Genomic DNA, 25,363 nt, shown 5'->3' with positions numbered 1-25,363 from the left:
ATCAGTCACTGCATGCGGTGCCTGAAATGCCACCATCGGGAGCAAGTCGAATCGTCGCACCGTCCCTCCCACAGTTTGAACTGCATTAATCCAGCGACCAGGCAATAACCCGTCAGCAGCGGGTCCACCAGATAATCCCAATAGTTTTCCGATGCCTTCAGCCGCAGCGCGAACGCCAAGGTGCCAACCGCCAACATCCATACGGCCAGGGCATTGCGCAGCCACAGCAGCAACAGCGCCGCGGCGCCTACCAGCACAATCATCGGCCGCGGGTTGAAGCCCCAGCGGTAGGGGTCGAAGTAGGTCAGGCCCATCGTGGCCGGGTACAACAGTAGGCTCAGCAAGCCAAACAGCAGCAACATCTGCACCTGATGCGGACGGCTGAGCGATTGCACCACCCCCAGGCGACTCAGCCCCACCCACGCCAACAACACCAAGGTGCTGATGGCCAGGTCATCGGTAAAACTGCGCACATACGCCGCCAACGGCAGCTCATTGACCGGGATAAAACTCACCGCCACCAGCATCGGCAGCAGCCACGGCCGCCAAGGTGCGGTAAAGCGCAGCGTGCTGAGCGCCACAAACCCCAGCAGCACAAAACTCAAATGGGCCTGCCACTCAGAAACCATCACAGACGCTCCGCCAGCCAGGCTTCGTTGAAGCTGACATGTTTGATAAAGGTGTTATTCCACGAATACACCAGGTGATAGGTGCCGTCCGGGCTGCGGCTGAAGTACGGGTACTCGTATTCGAAATCGCAGCCTTGGGGTTTACACACCCGGTAGTCGAGGCTGCTGAGAAAGCGTTGTTCCAGCGGTAAACGCTTGGCCCCGCTGGATGCGCGGAAGCCTTCGCCGATGATTTCTTTATAGGCCTCGGGGGCGAACGGCTGGCCGAGCGGGTCTGGCGACTGGTCCAGATCGACCACCGTGCGCCATTGGCTGAACTGCGCGTCGGTGCCATAGAGGCTGAGTTTGAAGCGGCCGTCCTGCAGGTCGTTGAGGGCTACCAGCAAGCCATCGTCTACCGTGCCCACCGCCGCCAGCGACGAATTGGGGTTGGCCGGTTCCAGCGGGTACGGCTCGCTCCAGGTTTGCCCGGCGTCCTCGGTGCGGCTGGCCAACACCCGGTGATGGGTGTTGCCGGCGTAGCGCAGCATCGCCACGGCGCGCTGGCCATCCAACGGCACAATGGTCGGTTGCAGGGAATTCTTGCCCCGGCTGATGCGGAATTTGTCGATCACCGCGCCGTCGGCGCTCAGGTACAGGTATTCGGCAAACTTGCCCATGAACTCGTGATACACCGGCAGGCCGATAGAACCGTCGGCATGGAACACCGGGGCGGCGCGCACCAATGTGCTGATATTGAAGAACGGCGATGTCACCAGTTGCCTCGGTGGCGACCAGTTGGCACCAAGGTCTTCAGACACCATCACATTGATCGCACTGGTGGCCCAGCCACCGACAGACACCGACACGTAAAACATCCACAGGCGTTGATCCGGCCCCAGGGCAATCACTGGGTTGCCCAGCTTGCGGATATAGCGCTGGGTGCCGTCGCGAGTGCTTTCCCGCGTGGCCAACACCTGCTCGGCGCCCCATTCGCCGCTGTTCGCGTCAAAGCGTGCGGTGCGCACCTGCACGTCGGCCGCGCCTTCGCGAGAACCGGCGAACCACACTGCCATCAGGTCGCCGCCGGGCAGGGCGGTGACGGACGATGAGTGCACAAAGTCCGTCAACTGCGTGGACACGAAGCGACTGGTGTACTGCGCCGGCGCCGGCACTTTTTCAGTGTTCGGGCTGGCCTGGGCAAACGGCGCCAGCACATGGGGCGGGTGGCTTTGCCAGGCAGCGAAAAACACCGCCAGCACGCTGCAAATCAATAGGGTGGAACGCATAGGGGGCTACTGCTCAAGCTCATCCGGCAGGCGCTTCCTGCGACCGGTCAGCATGGATAACGGCAGGTTGTCCCGCACCTGGATACTTTCAAACACGGCGGCCAGCACATGCACGCAGACCAGGGCCAGCAACACATCGGCGGCCGTCTCGTGGATTTGCAGTGGCCAATCGGCGCCCCACAGGGCATCGACTTCCTGCATCAGGAACCCACTGAAACCGATGGTCAGCAGCGCCAGCAACATCAACAGCATCACCAGCGCGCCAATCGGCGAATGGCCCAGACGGTGTTGCGGCCTACCGTTGAGCAGCGACCGTGCGTGGGCTCTGAGCTTGTTTGGGGTAGGCCAAAAGTCCGCCCAACGCGCACTGCGCGGCCCGACAAACCCCCACACTGTTCTGACCAGCAGCCAGGCCATGGCGTAATAGCCCAGCCAGACATGCCAGTCGTCGCCCGCTTCATTGAAGAAGTAATTGGCGACAAAGACCCCAGCGATGGATAAGTGAAACAGCCTCACCAAAGGGTCCCACAGGCGCAGGGTTTGCCCTGGCATCAGCCCTTGATCTCAGTCTTCACAGCCTTGCCGGTGACCGGGTCGTGGTAGATCTCGACCTTGCGCTTGTCTTTGTCGAAGCCGTAGATTTCGTAGCAGTTGCCGTCAGTGACCTTGAACTTGCTGATGCTGTAGCCCTCGGCCTTGAGCTTGTCCTGGAAGGTTTTTTCGTCTTGCCATTGCGAGCGCTCGGCGGTGGTGCACTGCGGACCGGCGACGGCCAGGGGGCTGGCGAGAATCAGAGACAACAGGAGAATTTTGCGCATGGAAAAGCTCTCAGCATGTGTGGGAGATTTCACAGTGCAAAACCAACCTTAGCGCAACCTTAGTTGGCAACGAGCCGTAACATCTTTGCCGAAATACCCCCGAGCAGAACCCGGCATGATGCCGCCGATTCCTACAGAGATTCTGCTATGCGCCTACTCCTTGTCGAAGATGATCGAGCCCTCGGCCAGGGCATTCGCGTGGCCCTCGGCGCCGAGGGCTACACCCTCGATTGGCTGCAGGATGGCGTCGCGGCCCTGCATGCCTTGCGCACGGAAGGCTTCGACTTGTTGCTGCTCGACCTCGGCCTGCCGCGCCTCGACGGCCTGGACCTGTTGCAGCAGTTACGCGCCGAGCAGCACGACCTGCCGGTGCTGATCCTCACTGCTCGTGACGGCACCGCTGATCGCATCGCCGGGCTGGACGCCGGTGCTGACGATTACCTGGTCAAACCCTTCGACGTCGAAGAACTCAAGGCCCGCGTGCGTGCCCTGTTGCGCCGCAGTCAGGGCCGCGCCCAACCGCTGCTGGAACACGCCGGCGTCAGCCTCGACCCGGCCACCCAACAGGTGCGCTACGGGGATGCCGAGGTCATCGTCACCCCCATGGAATACCAACTGCTGCACCAACTGATGGTGCGCCCCGGCAAAGTCGTGACCCGCGAACGCCTGGCCCGCGCGCTGTACGGCTGGCAGGACCGGGTCGAGAGCAACACCCTCGAAGTACTTATCCATAACCTGCGCAAAAAACTCTGCACCGAATTGATCCGCACCGTGCGCGGTGTGGGCTATGTGCTGGCGGTTAAGCCATGACCTCGGTGCGCACGCGCATCCTCATCCCGGTGCTGGCCCTGGTGCTGCTGGGCGACGCGCTGATCTGCTGGCTGGTGCTGCGCGACAGCCACCACGAAATCGAAGAAGTCTACGACGCCCAACTCGCCCAGAGCGCCCGCCTGCTGCAAGGTGTATTGCGCCAACGCGACCCCGGCGACGCGGATTGGCAGCGGCTGTACCAGGCCTTCGACCAGGCCATGAGCCGCGTGGGTGAAGAGGGCGTCGCCCACCCCTATGAAACCCGCCTGACCTTCCAGGTGTGGCGCAGCGATGGTGAATTGCTGATGCGCTCGGCGGAAGCCCCCGTGCTGGCGGCACCGCCAGCCACTCTCGGTTCCCATGACCTGATGGACAACGGCAGCGACTGGTGCGCCTTCCTCCTGGCCGACCCGCAACAAGGCTTGCTGATTTGGGTGGGCGAGCGCGACGACATTCGCCAGGACGTGATCCAGCGCATCATGCGCCATACTCTCTGGCCCACCCTCATCGGCGTGCCACTGCTTACCGTGCTGATCTGGCTGCTGATCGGCTGGGGCCTGAAACCCTTGCGCGCCATGGCCCTGTCGATCCGCGGGCGCACCGCCGAAACCTTGCAACCGCTGCACCTCAAGCCCTTGCCCAGCGACCTGGAACCCATGCAAACCGCGCTCAACCGGCTGCTGGCGCAAGTTGATGAACTGCTCGAACGCGAACGCCGCTTTATCGCCGACGCCGCCCACGAACTGCGCACGCCGTTGGCGATCCTGCGCATCCACGCGCAAAACGCACAAAGCGCCATGACCCCTGAGCAACGCCGTGAGGCCCTGGAGTTCCTGGTCAACGGCGTCGACCGCGCAACCCGCATCGGCAGCCAATTGCTGACCATGGCCCGCATCGAACCGCAACTCAACAACCCCAAGCGCAGCCGCGTGCAACTCACCGAACTGGTGCGCGAAGAACTCGCCGAACTCACCCCGCTGGCCATGGACAAAGGCGTGGAACTGGTGCTGGAGGGCAATGAGGATTGTTGGGTAGAAACCGAACCGGTGGCGCTGGCCATCGCCTTGCAAAACCTGGTGACCAACGCGCTTAACTTCTCTCCGCCAGGCAGTGAAGTGAAAGTGGTGATCGGCGCCCACTGCCTGAGCGTCGAGGACCAAGGCCCAGGGATTGATGAGGCCGAAATGGGGCGCCTGTTCGAACGCTTCTACAGCCGCGGCAATGCCAATGGCGCCGGGCTGGGCTTGGCGATTGTGCAGATGATCGTCGGCAAGATCGGCTGTCGGTTGGCGTTGCATAACCTGGCGCAGGGCGGGTTGCGCGCGCGATTGGTGTTTAACACCGCAGATTAAGTGTGGAAGCAGCCTTACGGTGAGCGCAAAACCCGTGACAAATCGACTCTCGTGGCGAGCGGGCTTGCCCGCGTTGGGCTGCGCAGCGGCCCCAAAACCAGGCAGTGGGTTCTATCAGGAAAATCTCAATGCCTTTATTGGGGCAGCTTCGCAGCCCAACGCGGGCAAGCCCGCTCGCCACAGGGGGGTGCTTCGGTGACCCTGCCGAAGCGCAGCCTAGCCACATGCTTAATTGCGGAACATTTTGTTTAAACTCGGGTCCAGTCATCACACTCCATCACACCGATAAGGACATCCCGTGAAGCGAATCGCGCTGCTCTCCCTCACCCTGGCCCTGTGCGCCTGCCAATCCAACGAACGTGACTCCTCGCCGACCCTGCTTAAAGACGGCATCCAGTTCCGCCAGAAAACCGTAACCGTCGACGCCGAACACGCCAAAGTCATCATGAAAGCCGTCGGCGGCAACAACCCCGTCAAATTCGCCATCAGCCGCGAAGGCGACCCCGACCAACGCCCGGAAACCCTCGGCACCGTGCTGTACAACGGCGAAGGCCAGGTCTTCAACTGGATCGCCAAAACTATCCAGACCGTCTCGAGCGCCGGGTTCAGGCGTTTTCCGCAGCTGGAAATCCAGGCTGACCCGGGTAAGAAACTCACCGTATTTGGCAGCGCTGGCAGCATCGGCAATGGGGATTTTTACAGCTGCGTGCCGCCGCAAAGCACGTTCGTTCCGCAGAAGGCCAAGGTGTATCTGGTGGAGTTCCAGTTCACGCCGAGTCGTTCGGCGTGCATGCAGCAGGTGTTTGATATTACCGACCCGGCGAATCGTGTGTTGATAGGTGGGGCGGGGGGCGAGACGAAGGCGGGTTAAGTGGGTGTTGTTGAGCGGTGGGCATTGCCCACCGATTACGGGAATACCACGCCGTTGAAGGTGTGGGTGCAGCAGTCGCAAACGGGTTTCATGCGTTCGGGTGTCAGTTGTGGGTTTACCTTTTGCAGCAGGCCGGCGTCGTCGACGTACAGGCCGCTGTAGTAGCTGTTGTCATCCGTTCTCACGTAATCCTGTTTGTCGCTTTCATGTAGCGCAACTATCCAGAACACGGGCTTCGGTTGATCCAGGCGAGCGTTGGCTTCGCTGAAAACCGCGTGCCATGGCTGACCGACCTTGGACAGTAGGAAGCGGAACAGCGGCGTGTAATCAAAGCCGTGTCGTTGATGGCTGTGCATCGAGCCACGGGTGGAGAGCGTGTTTTTTTCGGCTTTGGTGTGCCGTTCGTACCGGTAAGCGCCACAACTGCCGTGGCGCACGCCATGGGTTCGGGTGTTGACGGAACGGTAGAGGAGGGGCTTTTTCATTATTGGCCTCATGACGCGCTCTTGGGGTGTTTTGGAGGTGGCGGCCACGCACCTTGGTAGCGGAAGGAAATTTGGTAGTCGAGATTGGCGGGTTCGATCACGTGCTGAAAGTGCGGCTGAATGATCGGTATCCAGCTAGGCAGCACATTGAAAACGTCGGCATATATCGCGGTTTCTTCGGCTAGATCTAATGCATCAAAAACACTGTCTGCATCATCGACGTCGGCTGAATACTCATCCGCTTTCAAGTCATTGCTGTGCTTTTCGTACCAGCGCAATCTGATTTTCATAACCATTATTTGAATTACTGTTTATCTGTAAATTTGGCGATCTGGTTTCGCCTTGTCTTGGTGTAGTGAGTGTGACCGTCAGGCAGTTGGCAGGGTTTGACGAAAACGCAGCCGGGAGGTTTGGCGGGCGTGGGGATTGGGCCAGCGGGTGGGACGAATAAGTCGATAAACGGTGAATAGGCGGCGCGAGCTGGCTGCGGCGTCAGGATTCGCTGTTTGCGCAGGCTTTCCTCGGTGGGAGGGTGAAAGCGTTCTGACATGACCGACTCACTTCCATGTGTGGGGAAGTGAGCCTACGGGGCCGAATCACCGGTTGAAATTCGCCTACTTCGATACGTTGCGTGGGAAACGTCGCTACTGCACGGAAATCCGTACATACAAAACTGAGCTTTAAGGGCTGAAACTTTCAGAATATCTTTCTGGACGTCGTCTTTCATGGCGACCGGGCCTGGAAACCCGTGGAGCAAAGGGGCGCATAGGCGCCACCATTTATCACGACCGCTGGCGCCATTTTTGTGCCAGCATATTCGTGCTATGGCGGCTGTGCGTGGGAGACTTTCGAGTCTGCCGGGTTTTCCCTTTGTCCCGGTTTCCAGCCTGCGCACAGCTGCCACCCATTCGCCTGGAAACGAATGGAGCAGCTCTCATCGACAAACGGGAGTTATAGCAATGAGCGTTTCTAACAGGTTGTACCCTCGCTGCATCGCAATCTTCACCTGCGGCCACGCCGGAGGTGCCCAATGATCAACCCACCCCTCAACAAAACCCTCGGCGTCATCACCTTCTCCAACTGCGGCAAACAGCCCAACCGCCACCGTCTCTTCCGCGTCAATTCCGGCGTACCCATTCGCGATGCCCTGGAGCATGCCTCCGAGCTGTTGCATTGCTCAAAAATGCTGGCATTAGATGCCGCCATGGAAAAGGGCGCAGATCGCTACGCCTGGGCGGCGCATTATTTGGGGGAGATGGCTAAGGCTGTGGTGGATGACTTGGCGAACGGGATGTTGCCGAATGGGGGGGTGGAAGAGGCCAGTGTTTAAGACTTTGGTTTGATGGTGTGGGGGGGGCGCTATCGGGGGCAAGTCGAATCGTCGCACCGCCCCTCCCACATTTTGATCGGTGTATATCCGCTGATCAGCTCAGCAGATGCTTGGAGATAATCCGCGAAATCTCCACAATCGAAGTCTTCCCGGTGAATTCAAACTTCACCTTCCCCAGCGACGAAAAGTAAATCTCCAGTTCCGAATCCAGATCAAACGTCCCGGACGTTTCCACCGAATACGCCACAATATTTTTGTACGGCAGCGACGTGAAGTCCTTCTTGCTGCCGGTAATCCCCTGCACGTTCACCGCGATGATGCGTTTGGTAGTGAAGACCACGCCGTCGCGCATGGCTTTGTAGGCGTCGATGACTTCTTCGCCGTCCAGCAGCAGGGCCGAGACGCGTTCGGCGTATTCGTTGTTTTGTTTGAGCTTGAAGAAGCCTTTGTTGTTGAAGTCGATCATTTGACGGTCCTTGTGGTAGGTCAGTTAGAGCGCGTTATCGTTGACGTCCATCGGGGGCAAGCCCCCTCCCACAGGGATCGCGTCATTGGATGGCTTTTAGGTAATGCTTGAGTGCGTCGAGCGGTGAGTTTAGTTCCTCCAGCGTCGCGGCTTTCTGTACGTCGGCAGCCAACCTCCCCAACTCCCGCCCCAACACCGTCTCCACCCCACCCACCGCCACCAGCGCCTGCCCGACGCATTCATCAATCTTCAACAAAATCCCCGCCAACGCCCCCTGGCGCACCAACAACCCGAACACCTCCCGCTCATACCCACCCATTACCAGGTCGTCGCGCAAAAGCGGGCTGCCGTCCTCGGTCTCGTGCACCAGTTTCAGTGCAAACAGCGCAACCGCTTCCAGCGTCAATTCCATGGTCTCGGGTCCTCGGGTTTCTTGGGGGGAGGGCGATGATCACTGTTCTGCGGCAGAAAAAAAAGACCCTGGCCTTCAGCGCTCCAGGATCAGTTCGACGCGGCGGTTGCGGGCGCGGCCTTCGGTGGTGGTGTTGTCGGCCAGGGGGCGAGTGTCGGCGTAGCCGATGGCGGCCAGGCGCTCGGGGTGGATGCCGTTGGCTTGCAGGTAACGCACCACGCTGCCGGCGCGGGCGCCGGAGAGTTCCCAGTTGGAGGGGAAGCGCGCGCTGCGGATGTCTTGGGTGTCGGTGTGGCCGGCGACGATGACTTTGTGTGGCACGCTGTCGAGCACCGGAATCAGTTGGCGCAGCACGGCGAGGCCGCCGAGGTTGAGGTCGGATTGGCCGGAGGGGAAGAGGATTTCGCTGCTGATCCGAAAGCTTACGCTGCTTTCGTTGGTGACCACCTCGATGTCGTTGCCCAGTTTATCCAAGGGCAGTTCGTTGAGCAGGTCTTGGGTGGTCGGTTTGGCTGGCTCGGGCTCAACCACGGCGACAGGTTCAACCACGGGCTCAGGCTCCACCACCGGCGGCGCAGGCACCAACAGCAATGCGCCCGGCGCCTGCATCGAGGTCAGGCTTTTGGCGGTAAACACCGGCGGCACACGGTAGTCGCTGCTGTGCTGTGTGCGCGCATGGCCCTTGCCCGCCAACGCCAGCATGGCCATGGTCACTACCAGCAGCAGGGTCATCATGTCCAGGTAGGTCATCATCCAGGTCTCGCCGCCCGCGTCCTCAACCGGCGGCAGGCCGCTGGCAATCGCGGCGGCCTGGTTGCGGGTGCCAGGCCTCATGCGCGGGGTTTCCACTTCAGCGGGATCAGCGCGCGGGCCGGGCGAACGGGTTCGTCGCGCAGGTCGTTCTGGTAGTGGGCCACAAAAGACTTGAGTGTTTCGCGCATCAACCCCGGGCTGCGTTTGTTGGCCATCATCGCCACGCCTTGCAGCACCATGTTCATCACCACCACGCGCTGTTCGGTGCGGCGCTCCAGTTTCACCGCCACCGGCTTGCACAGCAGGTTGGCCAGCAGTACGCCGTAGAGTGTGGTCATCAAGCCCACGGCCATTTGCCGGCCGATGGTCACCATGTCGCCGTCGCCAAGCACGAACATCAGGTTCACCAGCCCCACCAATGTGCCGAGCATGCCGAACGCCGGGGCGTAGCTGGCCATGACGCGAAACAGTTGCGCCTCGGCGTGTTCCTTGGCGCGCAGGCGTGCGATGCGCCATTGCAGCAGGTCGAGGATGTCGTCCAGCGGGGTCTTGTCGATTACCAGTTGCACGCCGGAACGCAGGAAGGGGTTTTTCACCCGGTCGAGTACGTCCTCCACTGCGCGCAAGTCGCCGTCCAGCCACAGGCGCGACAGGCTCACCAGTTCGTCGATGTCTTCCTGGGTGTATTCGCGCTCGTGGCGCACCACGGTTTTGATCAGGCTGAAAATGCGCAGCACTTCGCGCAGCGGGTAGCTGATAAAGGTCGCCGCAAAGGTGCCGACCACCACAATGCCCAGCGCCGGCAGGTCGATGAACAAGCCGGGTTGTTGCGCGCTGAACACCAGCAGCACCACCAGCAAGAGCAGGCTGGCGAGCATGCCGATCAGGGTTGAGGGGTTCATGCAGCACTCCTGTTATGGGCCAAGGCAGGCTTTATAACGCGCAGGAGGCACATTCAAATCGGCTAATACAGGCACTTTCAGGGGCGAAATCGGGTGGCTGCACAAATTTTTTCGGGGGCTGCCTAAAGACGGCAGATCGGATCGCCGATGTTCGCTTTGTCTGTACGGCAACGGCGCTGGAGGTCATCCGCGCCGGGCCACGAATCTGTCCCAAGCGGCTCACCCACGAGAAGGAACTGCACCATGTCAGTTATCAATACCAACATCACGTCCATGATCGCTCAACAAAACCTGAACTCCTCGGAGAGCAGCCTGAGCACCTCGATCGAACGCCTGTCCTCGGGCCTGAAAATCAACAGCGCTTCCGATGACGCCGCAGGGCAAGCGATTGCCAACCGCATGACCTCGCAGATCACCGGCCTGTCACAAGCCAGCAGCAACGCCAGCGACGGTATCTCGCTGGCGCAGACCACCGAAGGCGCGCTGGACCAGGTGAACGACAACCTGCAGCGTATCCGTGAGCTGTCGGTACAGGCTGCCAACGGCACCAACTCCCAGTCCGACCTGCAATCGATCCAGGACGAGATCACCCAGCGTTTGGACGAGATCGACCGCATCTCCTCGCAAACCGCGTTCAACGGCGTGGACGTGCTGTCCAAAGACCAGACCATCACCATCCAGGTGGGCGCCAACGATGGCGAAACCATCGACATCAAACTCAGCGAGATCAACGCCGACACCCTGGGCCTCAGCAGCTTCAACGTGAATGGCTACGACACCACCCTCACCGCCAGCACCCTGTCGGACTCCTCGGGCACCGCGATCACCGCCACCAACACCAGCTATGTCGACAAGTCCGGCACCACCATCAGCGGCGGCACCCTGTCCACCGACGCCGACGGCGACTACTTCCTGACCGTCGACGGCAAGACCTACGCGGCCGAAGTCACCCTGACCACCGATGGCACCACCACCACGGCCAGCGTGAGCATCGACACCGACAACGCGGTGACCAAGAAATCCACCAACACCCTCACCACCCTCGACAACGCGCTGAACACCGTGGACTCCATGCGCTCGGACCTGGGTGCGGTGCAAAACCGGTTTGACTCGGCGATCACCAACATTTCCACCACCACCACCAACCTGACGTCTGCGCGTTCGGGCATCCAGGACGTGGACTACGCCACCGAAGTGTCGGCCATGACCAGCGCCCAGATCCTGCAACAAGCCGGTACCTCGGTATTGGCCCAGGCCAACTCCATGCCGCAACAGATGCTGTCGCTGCTGCAATAAGCGCATCGCTACACAAAGAAGGGGCCAGCGCATGCTGCGCCCCTTTTTTTCTGCGCGTTCGCCGCACAATCCTCGGTAATCGCCCCCTGCACAGGGGTTTATCCACGCTTTGCCGGAGCCGCCGGCGCGCTAGCATTTCGCCCAGAATTTTCCCGCACAAGGCTGCCTTTGAATGCCCAGATCCCCGCGCCCCGGCTCGCACAAAACCACTGCCACGCTGACGCTTGCCCAGGCGCGACGGCTCAGCGAGCAACGCCCCCGCGACCCGCACGTGTGGAAAGACCTCGGCCATCTGCAACTGGGCAGTGACCCCGAGCAGGCGCTGGCCAGTTACGAGCAGGCCTTGCAACTGGTGCCCGAAGAACCCCAGGCGCTGGAGCTGGTCGCCAAGGCCGCGCAAAAGCTCGGCCAGGCGGATCGCGCCGTGGAACTTATCCACAGGGCGCTGGCGATCAGCCCGGATTTCGCCGCCGGCCACCATCGCCTGGCCACGCTGTATTTCGAAAAAGGCCAGTTCGCCAAAGCCCTGCCGCACATCGACCAGGCGCTGGTTTTATCACCCGGCGACTGCCGCATGCTGTCGCGCAAAGGCTTGATCCTCAACCGCCTGGAACGCCACGGCGACGCCATCGCCGTATTCGACACCCTGATTGAGCGCGAACCCGGCGACTACAGCCACTGGAACAATGCCGCCAACCTCTACAAAGACATCGGCCAGTTGGCCACCGCCGACACGTACTACCAAAAGGCCGTGGCCCTGGCCAAGCGCAAGGACGTGCTGCCGTACTCCAACCGCCTGACTTCGCTGCACTACGACCCCGAGCGCAGCCGCGACTTCATTTTTGAAGTGTGCAAGGAATGGCAGTCACGCTTCGGCCCCAAGGCCGTGCCGCCACGCCCCGAGGTGGAGCGCACGCCCGACCGCTGCCTGTGCATCGGCCTGGTGTCCGACGGCCTGCGCCAGCACCCGGTGGGCAACATGATTGTCGGCGTGCTGGAAAAACTACCGCGCCATCAGTTCCAGCTCTACGCCTACAGCACCAGCCAGGTGTGCGACCACCTGACCCGGCGCATCCAGGCCTCGGTGCAGCAATGGCTGGCGATCAAGCATATGGACGACACCGCGCTGGCCCAGCGCATTCGCGACGACCGCATCGATATCCTTATCGACCTGTGCGGCCATAACGCTGGCAACCGCATGGGCGCCATGGCGCTGCAGCCGGCGCCACTGCTGGTGAAGTGGGTCGGCGGCTTGATCAACACCACCGGCCTGGACGCCATCGACTACCTGCTGACCGACCGCATTGAATCCCCCGCAGGCGAGGACGCGTTCTACACCGAAAAACTCATCCGCCTGCCCGACGACTACATCTGCTACGACCCGCCGCCCTACACGCCGGACATCCGCCCCTTGCCGGCGCTGGCCAACGGTTTTGTCACCTATGGCTGCTTCAACAACCCGACCAAGATCAACGATGTGCTGCTGGCGCGCTGGGCCGAACTGATGCGCGCTACGCCAGATTCGCGCCTGCTGCTCAAGGGCGGCGCCTTTGGTAATGCCGAGTTGCGCGCCCATGTGCAGGGTTTTATGGCGGCCCAAGGCATTGCCGAAGAACGCGTGCTGATCGAAGGTCCGGTGGGGCACAAGACCCTGCTCGAAACCTATAACCGCATCGACATCGCCCTGGACCCCTGGCCGTATTCCGGTGGGCTTACCACCTGCGAAGCCTTGTTGATGGGAGTGCCGGTGGTGACCTTTCCCGGCCCGACCTTCGCCGGGCGCCACTCGGCCACGCACCTGGTGAATGCCGGGCTGCCGGAACTGGTGGTACATAGCTGGGAGCATTACCAGCAGCGCGTGATCGAGTTGGCCAGTGACCTGCCTAGCCTGGCGCGCATCCGCAGCCACTTGCGCGAGGTGCTGATGGGCTCGCCGGTGTGTGACAGCCAGCGTTTTGCCAACCACTTCGGCACGGCGATGCGCGCCATCTGGCAGCGCCACTGTGAAGGCAAACCCGTAGCGGCGCTGACGCTGGACAACCATGGGCAAGCCCGGTTCGACGGCGAGGCCGCAGCGGTGGCGCTTCACCACCCCATGGCGCCGGTCAAGGACGCAGGTTTTCGCTTCCGCTTCCAGGGCAAGGTGGTGACCCTGGACCACGGCGGCACACTGATCGCGTCGGCGCAGTTTGTGGCGCTGCAAAAAATGGCGGCGTTCTCCACCGTGGCCTTCGACCCCGCCAGCCGCATCGACAATGCCCGGCACCTGGCCCAGCTCGGCGAGTTGCATTACTACCCTCACGCCGCGCTGGGCGATGGCCAGCCCGCCACGCTTTATGCCTGCCTCGACCCGGCCATGAGTGCCACCCTGGCCCCGCTGGCGGCGTCCGGCGTGTTGGCCAAACTCGCGTTGCCCACCCTTAAACTGGATGCGATCAATGGCCTGCCGGCGGTGGACTGGTTGCTGTTGGACAACCTCAACGACAGCCTGGCGGTGATCGAACACGGCCAGCGCAGCCTCGCCGATACCCTGCTGGTGCAGGCACGCGTCAACTTCACGCCGACCCATGACCAGCAGGCCGACGTGGGCTTGATCAGCCGCTGCCTGGCCCGGCGCGGCTTCAGTTTTTACCGCTTGAACAACCTGCAACATCAACAGCACGCTTCACACCTGGTGTGCGCCGACGCGCTGTTTTTACCGGACGCGACGCGCATGGCCGCGCTGTCGGATAACCAGCGTCTGAAGCTCGCCTTCCTGTTGCACACGGCCTACGGGGCCAGGGATGTGGCGGGCGAGTTGCTCACGGCCATCGACGCCGACCTGGCCGCGCAGTACCACAAGTATTGCCAGAGCCCGAGCGTCGCGCCGGAACCGGTCGAACTGCCCCGCGCGCCGATGCAGGAACCCCAGGTAACGTTCCCCGCTGAAGTCGCCGCCTACGTGAAAAACCTCTACACCCAGGCCACGGTGATCCTCGAATACGGCAGCGGCGGTTCCACCCTGCTGGCGGGCAATATGCCGGGCAAAACCGTGATCTCCGTGGAGAACGACGCGCGCTGGGCCGAGGACATGCGCGCCTGGATCGCCAACGCGACGCTGCCCTCCAAGCCGCGCATCTACCCGGTGGACGTGGGCGAGACCGGCAAATGGGCACGCCCGAAAAACGCCCGGCACTGGAAGAAATTCCACACCTATCCGCTCAAGGTCTGGGACGAGCCGTACTTCGAGCAGCCGGATGTGATCCTGATCGACGGGCGTTTTCGCATCGCCTGTTTTGTCACCGCCTACCTGCGTGCGACCAAACCGGTCATCGTGCTGTTTGACGACTATGTGGACCGCCCGCATTACCACGTGGTGGAACGGCTGCTGGCACCGACGGAGTGTGTGGGGCGCATGGCGCGGTTTGATCTGCAGCCGTTGACGCAGTTGCCGAGGGCGGAGCTGACTTGGTTGGTCGCCAGCTTCAACGAAGTCGCCTACGCCGAAGGCTGAAACACACCCTTCTGAATCGTCTGAGGTCAAATGTGGGAGGGGGCTTGCCCCCTCCCACATTTGATCTCCGGTGATTTTGAGAGGGGTGACTCACTCCTTCATGCTCACCCGCAACCGCGCAATCGCCTGGGCATGCAACTGGCACACCCGCGATTCACTCACCTCCAGCACCACACCAATCTCGCGCAGGTTGAGTTTTTCGTGGTGGCACAGCGCGAGCAGCAGGCGTTCGCGGGCGGGCAGGGCGTCGATGGCGCGGGTCAGGTTGGTGCGGTTGCGGTCGTTGAGCAGTTCGGCAAACGGCGTTTGCAGCCGCGAGCTGGTGCCTTCGCTGTGTTCTTCGTCGACATCGTCAAAGGGCAGCATCTGGCTGCCGTTGGTGTCATCCAGCACCTTCTGGTATTCGGCCAAGGTCAGGCCCATGGCCGACGCCACTTCGCGCTCCTTGGCCGGCCGGCCGAGGTTTTGCTCCACGCGGTGCATGGCATCCTCCACCGCCCGCGCGTTGCGCCGCACGCTGCGCGGCACCCAGTCGCGGGTGCGCAGTTCATCGATCATCGCGCCGCGAATGCGCTGCGAGGCGAAGGTGGCGAAGGTGGCGCCGACGCTCAAGTCATAACGCGTCATAGCGTCGAGCAGGCCGATGCTGCCGGCCTGGATCAAGTCGTCCAGTTCAATATTGGAGGGCAGTCGGGTCTTCAAGCCCAGTGCTTGGCGCCGGACCATGGGTAGGTACTGCTGGAGCACTTCCTGCTGGTTTATCTTGCCCTGTGCCGTATACATCGTGCGCGCCTGCGAAAGACAAAAAATCCACAGGATTATTACTGCTGGCCGAGGCGGCTTAAGCGCGGAACAGCCCTATGCCGGATGACGTGTTCCCTGCTTAATGCATATCCAATGTGGGAGCTGGCCTGGCTGTTCTGTTCATGGGCTGTTGTGGCGAGCGGGCTTGCCCGCGTTGGGCCGCGAAGCGGCCCCAAAACCTGAAACTGGGATCCACCAGGTAGAACGTGTTGAATAGGATGGGACTGCTTCGCAGCCCAACGCGGGCAAGCCCGCTCGCCACAGGGGTCAAGTGTGAGTTTCAGTTATCAGTAGCAAGCGCACTCCCAAATACCGCTGTACCGCCTCGCGCAGATTATTGAGTAGCCCCTGCTGCGCAAAACCCGCATGCAGCGCCAACACCTGCACCGGCCCGCCTTGTTCGCGTAACCGGCGCAAGGTGGTGAATGTTCGGCGGAACGCGTCCAGGTCACTGTCGATCCACACGCCCCAGCGCTCAGGCAAGTCGCTGCGATAGTTATCCACAGCCCGCACCTGCCAGCATGCCGGGTCGCCGACCCAGCGCTGGCCCTGGCGGTGCCAGCGCTCCAGGGTTTGCTCGGCCAGGGCGGCCTCTTTCGCCGAGCCAAACAGCATCAACGTAGGCTGCGCTACCCGTTGCTGCGCCCACTGGCGCAGGCCGGCGGCCTGGTCATGCTGGTTCAGAGGCTGCTCGTCACAGCGGACAGGTACAGCAAACCGTCGAGGATTTCACTGGCATGGCCCCTGGGTTTTTTCGGCAACAGCCCGAGCAGTTGCGCGCGGGCCTGGAAGGCCCAGTCTTCGCTGGCGTGGGTCAGGTGCACGGCGGTCGCGGCGAGGCCGGTGGCCAGGTGCTGACGCAGGTCGGCAGGCAGGTGCGGATGGAGGTCGAGCAGCAGCGCTGAACCGCGCTCGGTCAGGCTTTTTAGCGCTTCATGTTTGATGGCTTGCACCAGGTCAGCCGCCTGTTCATTCAGCGCCCCTTGGGCCTCGGCCAGCCAATAGCGCTGCCCCAGGCGTTGGCCGCTGTGGCTGTCTTGCAGCGTACCGAACCAGGCGCGCAGCGGGGTGCCTTTGTGCACCAGCGGCAGATGGCGCAAGGTCAGCCGCGCGTGGCGGTTACGGTAACGCAGTTCATGGCTGCCAAAGCCCTCGGCCTGCCCGGCCAGGCTGCTCAGGCGCTGTGGCGCGCCTTGATACACCACGCGCCGGCTGCCTCGGGTGGCGGGCGCAGCGCGGGATGTTGGCGCGTTCAAAGGCTGCTGGATGTGCACGGCCAGGCTGTCGCGCAAGGCCATCAGCGCCTTGCGCTGCCCCAGCAGCCCACGCACCAGTGCATTCAGGTGCAGGCCCGTCGACATGCCGGGGGCCTGGGCGAACCGCGATGGGCGGCCACTGTCCAGCGCCTGCTGCAAGAAATTCGACGCGCCCGGCAGTTGCAAGTCCTCCGGCACCTGCTGGCCGGTCGACAGGTAGTTCAGCCGCAAACCATGCCGAATCACCGTGTCCAGCACCGGCCCCAGCCGCGCGGCTTCGTCGCATTTGCTGATGATGCAATCGTCCAGGCGGCAACCGGCGGCGTGCGCGGCCTCACGATAGGTGTGCACCACCTCGTCGAGGGTGTCGCCGTGGCTGGCGGCGTTGAGCACCAGCATCAGGCGCAAGGCGCGGCCACCGTTGCCAAGCTGTTGGATCTGCGTGAGCAGGCGCTGGTCGCGCTGGCTCATGCCCGCGGTGTCGATGAGTACCAGGCGCTTGGCCGCCAACCCGCCCAGCAGCGGGCCGAGCGGCGCATCCGGCGCCAGGGCGTGCAGCTCTACACCCAACAGTTGCGCGTAAATATGCAGTTGTTCGTGGGCGCCAATACGGAAGCTGTCCGTGGTCACCAGCGCGACCTGGCCTGGGCCGTGGCGCATCACATAACGCGCTGCCAACTTGGCGGTGGTGGTGGTTTTACCGACGCCGGTGGGGCCGACCAAGGCAATCACCGTGGCGTCATCGAACAGCTCGGCCTCATTGGTTAACTGGTTCAATTGGCTGTCGAGCCGTTGCAGCAGCCAGGCCTTGAGCCGTGCCGGTGTGGCGTCGGGCAATTGGGTCGGCGCCGAGGCAACCAATGTTGCGCTGAAGCCCGCACTGAAGCCCGCCTCCAGTAGCCCGTCGAGCAACGAAGGCGGGTTCTGCGGGGCGTCGCCCAGCGCCATGATTTCCACCCCGGCGGCGGTCATGCGGCTCGACAAAATCAACGCCTCCTCACCCAGGGCCAGGCGCACCTGGTTCATGGCATCGCGGCTATTGGCGCCGATAAAGCGTTGCGCACTCACTTGGGTTTGCCTCCGATCACGTTAGTCATGCGCAGGGTGCGGTCGTCGGGGATCTCGCTCAGGGCGATCACCGTTAGCTGGCGCAGACGCCGGCGCAGGAAGCGCGACAGCACCGGCCGCAGTTTGTTGGGCACCACCAGCACCGGCGGTTCGGCGCTGTTTTCCTGGCGCTTGAGGGTCAGGGTGGTCTGTTGCATCAGGTTGTCCGCCAGGCTCGGTTCCAGCGCGCCGCCATTGCCCACGGCCTGCATCAGCACCTGTTCGAGGTTGAAGTCCAGGCCGATGACTTTCAGTTCGGTCTTGTTGCCGAACAGTTGGTTGACGATGGAACGCCCCAACGCCACGCGCGCCACGGCGGTCAGCTCCTGCACGTCGGGAGGCTGCTGCACACCGCCGTGCTCGGCGAGGGCATCGAGGATGGTGCGCATGTCGCGGATCGAGACGTTTTCTTCCAGCAGGTTCTGCAGTACACGCTGCAATACGGTCAGCGACACCAGCTTGGGCACCACTTCATCGATCAGGCCCTTGCTGTCGGGGCCGAGCTTGTCCAGCAGCTTCTGCACTTCGCCCCGGCCGAGCATGTCCTTGGCGTGCTGGTGCAGCAGGTGGTTAAGGTGGGTGGCGGTCACGGTGCTGGCGTCGACCACGGTGTAGCCATAAATCTGCCCGTGTTCGCGCAGGTTGGCCTCGATCCAGATCGCCGGCAGGCCGAACGCCGGGTCCACTGCCGCGGTGCCTTCCAGCTCATGGGTGACCTTGCCGGGGTTGATCGCCAGCCACTTGCCGGGGAACACCTCGCCACGGCCGATTTCCACGCCCTTGAGGCTGATGATGTAAGTGTTGGCGGCCAGTTCGAGCTTGTCGCGCACGTGCACCACCGGCGGCAGAAAACCCACGTCCTGGGCGAATTTTTTGCGCAGGCTCTTGATGCGCGTGATCAGTTCGCCTTGCTGGCGCGCGTCCACCAGCTGGATCAGGCGATGGCCGACGCGCAGGCTCAGGGTGTCGACCAACTGCACGTCGTCCCACGAGGCTTCGCTGCTTTGCGAGGCGGCCTTGGGCAGCAAGGTCTGGGTCGGCGAGCCTTCCGGAGCCAGCTCCTCCTGCTTGGAAAACCACCAGCCCAGCCCGGCCAGCAACCCGGTGAGGATCAGGAACACCAGGTTCGGCATGCCCGGCACCAGGCCGAGCAGGCCCATCACGCCGGCGGTCATCATCAGCACCTTGGGGCGGCTGAACAGCTGCCCCATCATCTGCTGGCCGACGTCCTGTTCGGTGTTGACGCGGGACACGGTGACGCCGGCGGCAATCGAAATCACCAGGCCGGGAATCTGCGCAACCAGGCCGTCGCCGATGGTCAGCATGGTGTAGGTGTGCGCCGCATCGGAAAAGGCCATGCCGTGCTGCAGGATACCGATGGCCAGGCCGCCGATGATGCACACGCCCATGATCACCAGGCCGGCCACGGCGTCACCGCGTACGAACTTGCTGGCACCGTCCATGGAACCGAAGAAGTCGGCTTCCTGGGCCACTTCCTTGCGGCGCTGGCGGGCTTGGGGTTCGCCGATCAGGCCGGCGTTGAGGTCGGCGTCGATCGCCATTTGCTTGCCGGGCATCGAGTCCAGGGTGAAGCGCGCGCCGACTTCGGCGATGCGCCCGGCACCCTTGGTGATCACCATGAAGTTGATGGTCACCAGGATCAGGAACAGCGCCAGGCCCACGGCAAAGTTGCCGCCCACCAGGAACTCGCCGAACGCCTCGATCACCTTGCCCGCCGCGTCGGGGCCGGTGTGGCCTTCCATCAGGATCACCCGCGTGGACGCCACGTTCAGCGACAAGCGCAGCAGCGTGGTAAACAGCAGCACCGAGGGAAACGCCGAGAAATCCAGGGGCTTTTCCGTGAGCATGCTGACCATCAACACCATGATCGCCAGGGCGATGTTGAAGGTGAACAACAGGTCGAGGATGAAGGTGGGCAGTGGCAGGATCATCATCGACAGGATGAGCACGATCAGCACCGGGCCGGTCATGACCTTGAGGTCGGTGGTGGCCAGCCAGGAATCGGGGCCGAATAAATCGGTCATGGCTTTCATGCGTTGGGTTCATCCTCAGGTGTCGGGGTGCGCGGGCCACGCTGGTCCATGCCGGGCGGTACGTTCAGGTTCACCGGGGTAGGCGGCAGGTCGCCGCCGTGTTCGCTGACACGCTTGAGGCGAATAGCCCAGGCGACGACTTCGGCGACCACGGTGTACAGCTCGATAGGAATTTCACGGTCGAGGTCGACGTGGAAATACAGGGCCCGCGCCAGTGGCGGGGCTTCAAGAATCGGCAGGCGGTGTTCCTCGGCAATCCCACGGATACGCAGCGCCACGTCGTCCGCGCCCTTGGCCACCACGCGCGGGGCGCCGTTCTTGTCTTTCTGGTACACCAGGGCCACCGCAAAGTGGCTGGGGTTGGTCACGATCACGTCGGCCTTGGGCACCTTGCTCATCATGCGGCGCCGCGCGCGGGCCTGTTGCACCTGGCGAATCTTGGCCTTGATATGCGGGTCGCCGTCGGAATTCTTGTGTTCCTGGCGCTGCTCTTCCTTGGACATGCGCAGGTTCTTGGCGTAGGTCCACAGCTGGTAGGGCACGTCCATGCCCACCACGATAATCAACGCGGCCACGCACATGGCGCAGGCGCTGGCGGTGAGGCTCATCATCGCCGCCAGGGCTTTGGGCGCAGGCATGTGCGGCAGGTTGAGCAACTGGTCGATATGGCTGCGCAAAAAGAAGTACATCACCGTGCCGATCAGGGTGGCCTTGGCAATGGCCTTGGCCAGCTCCACCAGTACCTGCACCGAAAACAGCCGCGCCAGCCCGCTCATGGGGTTGACCCGCGAGAACTGCGGCCGCGCCGCCGCCAGGGTGATCACCAACCCGCCAAGCAGGGCCGGCGCGGCGAGGGCGGCAAAGGTCATCAGGGCAAAAAACGGCGCCAGGGCCAGCAGCGCGGTTTGGCTGAGGGTCCATAGCGTGCTGAGCATGCGCGCGCTGTCGAACAGTTGCGCGCGGTCGAACAGCAGCGCTTGTTCCATCACCTGGCCGAGGTTGTCATACAGGCTGCCGCCCATCAGCCACAGCCCGCCGATGCCGGCCAGCAGCATGACGAAGGTGTTCATTTCGCGGGAACGCGCGACTTGGCCTTCTTCGCGGGCCTTCTCAATGCGTCGCGGCGTGGCCGCTTCGGTCTGGTCTTCTTTGCTGGTCTCGGCCATAGCCGCTATTTTGCGCAGCCGCGCAGGCTTGCGATTGCACAAATAGCACGCACAATCCCCCGCTATTCCCTGTACCCGTGGCGAGGGAGCTTGCTCCCGTTGGGTCGCGAAGCGGCCCCAAAAGATGGGCCTGCTGCGCAGTCCAACGGGAGCAAGCTCCCTCGCCACAGGTTACGGTGTGCCGTATTCGTCCTGGGACAAGATGCGTTCAGCGACACGGCGGTCCAGCACGATGATTTCGATGCGCCGGTTGGCCGCGTCATAAGGCCCGGCGCCGTGGAAGCGAATGCGGTCAGCCATGCCCGAGACGCGCAGCAGCTTGTCGGAGTCCAGGCCGCCGGCCACCAGTTCCTGGCGCGAGGCCTTGGCGCGGTCGGCGGACAGGTCCCAGTTGTTGTAGCCGGCATCGCCGCCGGGGTAGGGGTGGCTGTCGGTGTGGCCGCTGATCTGGATGCGGTTGGGCAGCTCGTTGAGTACCGGTGCGAAGGTCTTGAGCAGCTTGCTCAGGTACGGCGCGACGTTGGCGCTGCCCAGCTCGAACATCGGGCGTTTGTCGGTATCCAGCAGTTGCACGCGCAGGCCTTCGGGGCTCAGTTCAATCGCGATCTGCTGCTTGAGTTCGCGCAGTTGCGGGTCACGGTCCACCGCGTTGTTCAGGCGCTGCTTGAGCGATTCGAGGTGGCGCCGTTCTTCACCGGACAGGCGCGGCGTGTGTCGGGTTTTCTCACCTTGCGTGGTCCGTGGGTCGGGCCCGCCGCCCGGAATTGCGCTGGCGCTGTTGGCCGTGCGTTCGCCTTTGCTGATGGCTGCCAGCAGTGGCGTACTGAAATACTCGGCGATCGCCTCCTTGTCGTTTTTGCTGGCGTTGGACAGCACCCACAGCACCAGGAACAACGCCATCAAGGCGGTCATGAAGTCGGCGAAGGCGATCTTCCAGGCGCCGCCGTGGTGCCCATGCTTGGCGACTTTTTTGCGCCGGATGATGATCGGCCGGTCGCTCATGCGCCGCCGCCATTGCGTACGTAGGTCTCCAGCTCCAGCGCGCCGGGGCGTTCACTGGTGTGCAGGGCCTTGCGGCCGAACTCCACGGCCAATTGCGGCGGCAAGCCCTGCACGCTGGCCAGCAGCGTGACGCGGATGCACTGCAGCATCTTGGTCGACTCGGCGGCCTGCCGGTCGATGCGGCTGGCCAAGGGCGCCACCAGCCCGTAGGCCAGGTAAATGCCCAGGAAGGTGCCGACCAGGGCATGGGCGATCATCTGGCCCATCAAGTCCGGCCCCACGTTCACTGCGCTCAAGGCTTTGACCACACCCATCACCGCCGCAACGATGCCAAAGGCGGGCAGGGCATCGCTGACTTTATACAGCGCGTCGGAAGGCAAGCCTGCCTCGTGCTCGAAGCCTTCGATTTCGTGCAGCATCAGCTCGTCGAGTTCGTGGGCCTGCATGGCGCTGCTGACCAATAAGCGCAGGTAGTCAGTGATAAACAGGATGATCAGCGGGTCGGACAACAGCCGCGAGTACTGCGAGAAAATCGGGCTTTGCGTGGGGTCGTCGATATCCCGTTCGAGGGATAGCATGCCTTCGCGGCGGGCCTTGCTGAGCAAGGCGTAGAGCATGGCCATCAGCTCCAGGTAGAGGCTTTTGTCGTACTTGGCGCTGCGCTTGAAACGCGAGACAGCGGTGAGGGTGGCGCGGATCGCCTTGCCGTTGTTGGCGGCAATAAACGCGCCGACGCCGGCGCCGGCAATCATCAGCAATTCGGTGGGCTGATACAGCGGGCCAAGGCTGCCACCGGACAGGACAAAGCCACCGAACACGGATAACAGTACAACGATAAGCCCGGAGACGATGAGCACGTGGTCGTTCCTTAGATTCAAGCAATGGGTACTTGCTGACTATCGGCAACGGCACAGGGTGAATTGAGGGCTTTTCTTAGACGGTGAAATTGAAAACACCCTAGATCAAATGTGGGAGGGGGCTTGCCCCCGATAGCGGTGGGTCAGCTACAAATAAGTTAACTGACCCACCGCCATCGGGGGCAAGCCCCCTCCCACATTTGCCCTGTGTTCGGCTCAGGCTTTGCGTATTAACAACTGCGCATCAATATCCCTGCGCTTCAAGGTCTTCCCCGCCCGCGACGGTGGCTGGCAAATCCCGCACACATAATGCTGCGCCGGCGCATGGGAGTGGGCGACGAACTCGCCGGAGCAGCATGAGCAGCGAATCAGCTCGAGCATGTCGCTTTCAAAAAAACGCACCAGGGTCCAGGCGCGCGTGAGGCCCAGCACCAGCTCGCCTTCCTGGTCGCCAACCTGTTCCAGGTACAGGCGATAGGCTTTGACGAACGCATCGATGCGATGCCCGCCGATTTCCATCAGGCTGCGATAGATGCCGTAGAACAGCGACGAATGAATGTTCGGCAGCCACGTCACGAACCAGTCGGTGGAGAAGGGCAGCATGCCCTTGGGCGGGGAGGCGCCTCGCACTTCCTTGTAGAGACGGATCAGTCGACCTCGGCTCAGCGAGGTCTCCGTTTCCAGCACCTGCAGCCGCGCGCCGAGCTCAATCAGTTCGATTGCCAGCTGCACTTGCTGCATTTCGGTGACCAGGCTTTTGTCTGACATGGATCAGCCTTCCCCGATGCGCAAATCGCCCGTGCGGTCGGCGGCGGCCATCAGCAGTGCGGAGTGAATCTCCACCATGCCCAGTTCACGCGCGTTGCCCAGCACCCTGGACAAGCGGTCGGTCTCCTCGAACACCGGGCGACAGATCAACTGGTTGACCCGCGCCAGTTGGGTCATTTGCTTGCTGCTGAGTTTGGTCAGCAGGTCGGCCATGGGTTCGCTGAGTTTCAGTCGGAAAATGGCGATCTCGCGATCTTTGCGCAACAAGTTTTGGGCCAGTAGTAAATACGAAAGATTCAGGTCCTGGATGTCTTCAAGCTCAGTGTTGGTATTTGGCAACTTTCTACCCCTCCCGTTGGGTACTACAGTTCGGCACGCCTAATGGCGCGACCTCTGGCAGACAGTGCTGCAAATCGACAAGTACTAAAGTCAGGCATTTAGAGTTGTACAACGAGTGCCTGTTTGTAGCGTTATTCGGTTATTCATGCTCCCGACCATCCGCTAGCTGGCCGTGAATACCGATTTTTTTAATTTTTTCTAAAGTATCAAGTAAACCTTACGATAACAGACTGAGGGGTGTTATTTCTTGTCTGTTTTCAGTGATTTATCGTACCTCAAAGATAATTTCACACTTATATGTCGTGCGTAGGTGCAGCGTGTAAGTGCTTGTTATTTCTTTCGATACAAATAATGGCTTATTGGTATCACTTGATGGGATGATGCGCGATACGCGCTGTTCAAATTGCTCTTCTTGCGGTTGATCTGCATCAACTCGCCGAGGTCATTCTGGCGCGCGTGCAAAAAATAATTAACTTGCTCTTCCAGTGCCAGTATCTGGCTAAGAAGTTCAAGCTTGTATTGTTGGCCGCTGGCATCTAGATCAACTTGGTCTTGGGCGCGGCGCAAATAAGCAGCGTCGATCAAGCCTTGGGACTTGAGCGCAAATATCCCATCCCAGTCGGCCTTTTTTGCGCACTCGAGCAGGCGCTGGGATTGTTCGAGCAGTTGTTCGTAAGCGGCGATCAATTGTGTTTGCATCATGGCTACCGCTCTTCCTCGGTGTGCGACCCAATAGCCAGCCAGGCGGCGGCGACATTTTCCAGCAGCTCGGCGGCCGTGGTCAGTGCTGTGTCGTCGTTGTTCAGGTTGGCGCGCAGCAGCACACGCACCACGTAGTCGTAGAGTTGGTCCAGTTGCACGGCGATGTCACCTCCTTGTTCCAGGTCCAGCGAGGCCCGCAAACCCTGGCTGACGATGTTGATTGCCTTGGTAATGGCCTTGCCTTTTTCGGCAATGTGGCCGGCCTGCATATGCAGGCGCGCGATGCGGATCGAGGCTTGGTAACTGTCGAAGAGCATCACGATTCTTTGGTGGGGAGAGGCCGCCAGAATGCCGCTTTCCACGCCCACCTTGGCGTAGGCATTCGCGTCTCGAAGAGAATTCATCTGATTTGCTCCGCGTGTA

The 25,363-nt window shown here is 61.9% G+C and carries 27 protein-coding genes; 6 read left to right on the top strand and 21 right to left on the bottom strand.

Going from position 1 to position 25,363, the window contains the following annotated elements; translation table 11 throughout:
* Positions 1-5: 5 nt before the first annotated feature.
* The 4 genes from CXQ82_RS26035 to CXQ82_RS26020 are packed head-to-tail and all read right to left on the bottom strand — an operon-like array spanning position 6 to position 2,715.
* Positions 6-629 (bottom strand): hypothetical protein, encoded by a 624-nt coding sequence (locus tag CXQ82_RS26035; protein ID WP_101272924.1) that lies wholly within the window; start codon positions 627-629, stop codon positions 6-8.
* Positions 629-1,897 (bottom strand): exo-alpha-sialidase, encoded by a 1,269-nt coding sequence (locus CXQ82_RS26030; RefSeq protein WP_101272923.1) that lies wholly within the window; start codon positions 1,895-1,897, stop codon positions 629-631. Before CXQ82_RS26030 ends, CXQ82_RS26035 begins: the two co-directional genes overlap by 1 nt.
* Before the next feature lie 6 nt (positions 1,898-1,903).
* Positions 1,904-2,449, bottom strand: coding sequence for a cytochrome b/b6 domain-containing protein (locus CXQ82_RS26025; RefSeq protein WP_101272922.1), 546 nt, complete (start codon positions 2,447-2,449; stop codon positions 1,904-1,906).
* Entirely contained in the window at positions 2,449-2,715 is a 267-nt protein-coding gene (locus CXQ82_RS26020; protein ID WP_101272921.1) for a PepSY domain-containing protein, read from the bottom strand. Before CXQ82_RS26020 ends, CXQ82_RS26025 begins: the two co-directional genes overlap by 1 nt.
* Positions 2,716-2,862: 147 nt before the next feature.
* On the opposite strand from CXQ82_RS26020, the gene CXQ82_RS26015 reads away from it, so the two are divergent.
* The 3 genes from CXQ82_RS26015 to CXQ82_RS26005 all read left to right on the top strand — a co-directional run bounded on the left by CXQ82_RS26015 (position 2,863) and on the right by CXQ82_RS26005 (position 5,748).
* Positions 2,863-3,525 carry a response regulator gene (locus CXQ82_RS26015; RefSeq protein WP_101272920.1) on the top strand — a complete coding sequence of 221 codons (663 nt, stop codon included), beginning with the start codon at positions 2,863-2,865 and terminating at the stop codon, positions 3,523-3,525.
* Positions 3,522-4,877, top strand: a complete 1,356-nt coding sequence (locus tag CXQ82_RS26010; RefSeq protein WP_101272919.1) for a sensor histidine kinase — start codon at positions 3,522-3,524, stop codon at positions 4,875-4,877. Before CXQ82_RS26015 ends, CXQ82_RS26010 begins: the two co-directional genes overlap by 4 nt.
* 298 nt (positions 4,878-5,175) lie before the next feature.
* Positions 5,176-5,748 (top strand): hypothetical protein, encoded by a 573-nt coding sequence (locus CXQ82_RS26005; RefSeq protein ID WP_101272918.1) that lies wholly within the window; start codon positions 5,176-5,178, stop codon positions 5,746-5,748.
* Between the two features lie 35 nt (positions 5,749-5,783).
* Here the strand turns inward: CXQ82_RS26005 and CXQ82_RS26000 are convergent, their stop codons facing one another.
* Entirely contained in the window at positions 5,784-6,233 is a 450-nt protein-coding gene (locus CXQ82_RS26000) for a hypothetical protein (RefSeq protein ID WP_101272917.1), read from the bottom strand.
* Positions 6,234-6,241: 8 nt separating this feature from the next.
* On the bottom strand, positions 6,242-6,529 hold the full coding sequence (locus CXQ82_RS25995) for a colicin E3-like toxin immunity protein (protein WP_101272916.1): 288 nt from the start codon (positions 6,527-6,529) through the stop codon (positions 6,242-6,244).
* Positions 6,530-7,263: 734 nt separating this feature from the next.
* On the opposite strand from CXQ82_RS25995, the gene CXQ82_RS25985 reads away from it, so the two are divergent.
* Positions 7,264-7,563 (top strand): DUF3077 domain-containing protein, encoded by a 300-nt coding sequence (locus tag CXQ82_RS25985; RefSeq protein WP_101272915.1) that lies wholly within the window; start codon positions 7,264-7,266, stop codon positions 7,561-7,563.
* Positions 7,564-7,657: 94 nt separating this feature from the next.
* On the opposite strand, the gene CXQ82_RS25980 is transcribed toward CXQ82_RS25985, so the two are convergent.
* The 4 genes from CXQ82_RS25980 to CXQ82_RS25965 form a co-directional block, all read right to left on the bottom strand.
* On the bottom strand, positions 7,658-8,029 hold the full coding sequence (locus CXQ82_RS25980) for a PH domain-containing protein (RefSeq protein ID WP_053257892.1): 372 nt from the start codon (positions 8,027-8,029) through the stop codon (positions 7,658-7,660).
* Positions 8,030-8,111: 82 nt separating this feature from the next.
* Positions 8,112-8,441, bottom strand: coding sequence for a hypothetical protein (locus CXQ82_RS25975; RefSeq protein WP_101272914.1), 330 nt, complete (start codon positions 8,439-8,441; stop codon positions 8,112-8,114).
* 75 nt (positions 8,442-8,516) lie between these two features.
* Entirely contained in the window at positions 8,517-9,275 is a 759-nt protein-coding gene (locus CXQ82_RS25970; RefSeq protein WP_101272913.1) for an OmpA family protein, read from the bottom strand.
* Positions 9,272-10,096 carry a motility protein A gene (locus CXQ82_RS25965; RefSeq protein WP_101272912.1) on the bottom strand — a complete coding sequence of 275 codons (825 nt, stop codon included), beginning with the start codon at positions 10,094-10,096 and terminating at the stop codon, positions 9,272-9,274. The genes CXQ82_RS25970 and CXQ82_RS25965 overlap by 4 nt, the downstream gene beginning before the upstream one ends.
* A gap of 243 nt (positions 10,097-10,339) precedes the next feature.
* Between CXQ82_RS25965 and CXQ82_RS25960 the strand changes: the two genes are divergently transcribed.
* Complete coding sequence (locus tag CXQ82_RS25960) at positions 10,340-11,392, top strand: FliC/FljB family flagellin (RefSeq protein WP_101272911.1); 1,053 nt, start codon at positions 10,340-10,342, stop codon at positions 11,390-11,392.
* Between the two features lie 172 nt (positions 11,393-11,564).
* Entirely contained in the window at positions 11,565-14,885 is a 3,321-nt protein-coding gene (locus CXQ82_RS25955; protein WP_101272910.1) for a tetratricopeptide repeat protein, read from the top strand.
* A gap of 90 nt (positions 14,886-14,975) precedes the next feature.
* Here CXQ82_RS25955 and CXQ82_RS25950 read toward each other — a convergent pair whose 3' ends face one another.
* The 11 genes from CXQ82_RS25950 to fliS form a co-directional block, all read right to left on the bottom strand.
* On the bottom strand, positions 14,976-15,668 hold the full coding sequence (locus CXQ82_RS25950) for an RNA polymerase sigma factor FliA (RefSeq protein ID WP_101272909.1): 693 nt from the start codon (positions 15,666-15,668) through the stop codon (positions 14,976-14,978).
* A 288-nt stretch (positions 15,669-15,956) separates the two neighbouring features.
* Positions 15,957-16,304, bottom strand: coding sequence for a hypothetical protein (locus CXQ82_RS25945; RefSeq protein ID WP_256581830.1), 348 nt, complete (start codon positions 16,302-16,304; stop codon positions 15,957-15,959).
* 65 nt (positions 16,305-16,369) lie between these two features.
* Positions 16,370-18,013: an AAA family ATPase gene (locus tag CXQ82_RS25940; protein ID WP_101272907.1), complete on the bottom strand. Its 1,644-nt coding sequence runs from the start codon at positions 18,011-18,013 to the stop codon at positions 16,370-16,372.
* A complete protein-coding gene (flhA, locus tag CXQ82_RS25935) occupies positions 18,010-20,106 on the bottom strand; it encodes a flagellar biosynthesis protein FlhA (protein ID WP_101272906.1) in 2,097 nt (698 codons plus the stop codon). Before flhA ends, CXQ82_RS25940 begins: the two co-directional genes overlap by 4 nt.
* Entirely contained in the window at positions 20,103-21,272 is a 1,170-nt protein-coding gene (flhB, locus tag CXQ82_RS25930) for a flagellar biosynthesis protein FlhB (protein WP_101272905.1), read from the bottom strand. Before flhB ends, flhA begins: the two co-directional genes overlap by 4 nt.
* Positions 21,273-21,443: 171 nt before the next feature.
* On the bottom strand, positions 21,444-22,274 hold the full coding sequence (gene motB / locus CXQ82_RS25925) for a flagellar motor protein MotB (RefSeq protein ID WP_101272904.1): 831 nt from the start codon (positions 22,272-22,274) through the stop codon (positions 21,444-21,446).
* Positions 22,271-23,131 (bottom strand): flagellar motor stator protein MotA, encoded by an 861-nt coding sequence (gene motA / locus CXQ82_RS25920; protein ID WP_101272903.1) that lies wholly within the window; start codon positions 23,129-23,131, stop codon positions 22,271-22,273. Before motA ends, motB begins: the two co-directional genes overlap by 4 nt.
* Positions 23,132-23,347: 216 nt before the next feature.
* Complete coding sequence (gene flhC, locus CXQ82_RS25915) at positions 23,348-23,899, bottom strand: flagellar transcriptional regulator FlhC (RefSeq protein ID WP_101272902.1); 552 nt, start codon at positions 23,897-23,899, stop codon at positions 23,348-23,350.
* A gap of 3 nt (positions 23,900-23,902) precedes the next feature.
* Positions 23,903-24,238: a flagellar transcriptional regulator FlhD gene (flhD, locus tag CXQ82_RS25910; protein ID WP_017735858.1), complete on the bottom strand. Its 336-nt coding sequence runs from the start codon at positions 24,236-24,238 to the stop codon at positions 23,903-23,905.
* 330 nt (positions 24,239-24,568) lie between these two features.
* Positions 24,569-24,940 (bottom strand): flagellar protein FliT, encoded by a 372-nt coding sequence (gene fliT / locus CXQ82_RS25905; protein ID WP_101272901.1) that lies wholly within the window; start codon positions 24,938-24,940, stop codon positions 24,569-24,571.
* A gap of 2 nt (positions 24,941-24,942) precedes the next feature.
* Positions 24,943-25,344: a flagellar export chaperone FliS gene (gene fliS / locus CXQ82_RS25900; protein WP_101272900.1), complete on the bottom strand. Its 402-nt coding sequence runs from the start codon at positions 25,342-25,344 to the stop codon at positions 24,943-24,945.
* Between the last annotated feature and the right edge of the window lie 19 nt (positions 25,345-25,363).

It is taken from the genome of Pseudomonas sp. S09G 359 (assembly GCF_002843605.1).
Lineage (GTDB): Bacteria > Pseudomonadota > Gammaproteobacteria > Pseudomonadales > Pseudomonadaceae > Aquipseudomonas.
The sequence above is the reverse complement of the archived record's forward strand: the minus strand, read 5'-3'. Positions and strand labels throughout refer to the sequence as shown.